The sequence below is a fragment of the Vibrio sp. 10N.222.49.C9 genome (assembly GCF_041474985.1).
Lineage (GTDB): Bacteria > Pseudomonadota > Gammaproteobacteria > Enterobacterales > Vibrionaceae > Vibrio > Vibrio crassostreae_C.
This window is the reverse complement of the sequence record NZ_JBFRVD010001513.1, coordinates 1-317: the sequence shown is the minus strand read 5'-3', so window position 1 is coordinate 317 and position 317 is coordinate 1. Positions and strand designations below refer to the sequence as shown.

Annotated in this window: 1 protein-coding gene; it reads left to right on the top strand. The window is 46.7% G+C overall.

Annotated features, from left to right (window positions below; translation table 11 throughout):
• On the top strand, positions 1-317 hold a 317-nt coding region (locus AB4585_RS29020), incomplete at both ends, for a UvrD-helicase domain-containing protein (protein ID WP_372172255.1).

Sequence of the window (317 nt, the reverse complement as noted above, 5' to 3'; positions counted from 1 at the left end):
TTTCAATGCTCAAAGAGCTTACGGAAGATTTGTTAGACGGTGACAAGGATTTACTTCGCCAGCTAGTCAGTACCATTTCAAACTGGAAGAACGACATGCTGACGCCGGCTCAAGCAAGAGCCTCGGCGCAGGGTGAACAACATACGTTATTTGCCGATTGCTTTGAGATGTATCAGCGCCAGATGGTGGCTTATAACGCCCTAGATTTTGATGATCTGATTCTTATGCCCGTATTGCTATTAAAGCAAAACGAGGAAGTGCGAGAGCGCTGGCGAGCACGCATTCGATACCTTTTAGTGGATGAGTACCAAGATACC